The sequence below is a fragment of the Paenibacillus mellifer genome (genome assembly GCF_023195895.1).
Lineage (GTDB): Bacteria > Bacillota > Bacilli > Paenibacillales > Paenibacillaceae > Fontibacillus > Fontibacillus mellifer.
In genome coordinates, this window is record NZ_JALPRK010000047.1 from 1 (window position 1) to 1,447 (window position 1,447).

At 54.9% G+C, this 1,447-nt stretch carries 1 rRNA gene; it reads left to right on the forward strand.

The window, feature by feature from the left end:
• Nucleotides 1-1,446, forward strand: a 23S ribosomal RNA gene (locus tag M0651_RS23895); the annotation flags it as partial.
• Nucleotide 1,447: the final 1 nt, after the last annotated feature.

The following is a 1,447-nucleotide window of genomic DNA, read 5'->3' on the forward strand; positions in this document are numbered from 1 at the left end:
AGGGTAGTGACGCGAGCTGATGGATGCTCGTCCAAGCAGTGAGGCTGATGTGTAGGCAAATCCGCACATCGTTAAGGCTGGGCTGTGATGGGGAGGGAAAATTTACAGTACCGAAGGTCATGATCTCACACTGCCAAGAAAAGCCTCTAGTCAGGAGAAGGTGCCCGTACCGCAAACCGACACAGGTAGGCGAGAAGAGAATTCTAAGGCGCGCGGAAGAACTCTCGTTAAGGAACTCGGCAAAATGACCCCGTAACTTCGGGAGAAGGGGTGCCCCGGTAGAGTGAATAGCTCGAGGGGGCCGCAGTGAAAAGGCCCAAGCGACTGTTTAGCAAAAACACAGGTCTGTGCGAAGCCGCAAGGCGAAGTATACGGGCTGACGCCTGCCCGGTGCTGGAAGGTTAAGGGGAGTGGTTAGGGAGCAATCCCGAAGCTATGAACCGAAGCCCCAGTAAACGGCGGCCGTAACTATAACGGTCCTAAGGTAGCGAAATTCCTTGTCAGGTAAATTCTGACCCGCACGAATGGCGTAACGACTTGGGCGCTGTCTCAACGAGAGATCCGGTGAAATTTTAATACCTGTGAAGATGCAGGTTACCCGCGACAAGACGGAAAGACCCCATGGAGCTTTACTGCAGCTTGATATTGGACTTTGATACGATTTGTACAGGATAGGTGGGAGCCTAGGAAGCCGGAGCGCCAGCTTCGGTGGAGGCGCCGTTGGGATACCACCCTGATCGTATCGGAGTTCTAACCTGGTACCGTGAACCGGTACGGGGACAGTGTCAGGTGGGCAGTTTGACTGGGGCGGTCGCCTCCTAAAGAGTAACGGAGGCGCCCCAAGGTTCCCTCAGAATGGTTGGAAATCATTCGAAGAGTGCAAAGGCAAAAGGGAGCTTGACTGCGAGACTGACAAGTCGAGCAGGGACGAAAGTCGGGCTTAGTGATCCGGTGGTACCGCATGGAAGGGCCATCGCTCAACGGATAAAAGCTACCCTGGGGATAACAGGCTTATCTCCCCCAAGAGTCCACATCGACGGGGAGGTTTGGCACCTCGATGTCGGCTCATCGCATCCTGGGGCTGAAGTAGGTCCCAAGGGTTGGGCTGTTCGCCCATTAAAGCGGTACGCGAGCTGGGTTCAGAACGTCGTGAGACAGTTCGGTCCCTATCTGTCGTGGGCGTAGGAAATTTGAGAGGAGCTGTCCTTAGTACGAGAGGACCGGGATGGACGCACCGCTGGTGCACCAGTTGTTCCGCCAGGAGCACAGCTGGGTAGCTAAGTGCGGACGGGATAAGCGCTGAAAGCATCTAAGCGTGAAGCCCCCCTCAAGATGAGATTTCCCAACTAGTAAGACCCCTTGAAGACGACGAGGTTGATAGGCCTGAGGTGGAAGTGCAGCAATGTATGGAGCTGACAGGTACTAATCGGTCGAGGGCTTATCCAAA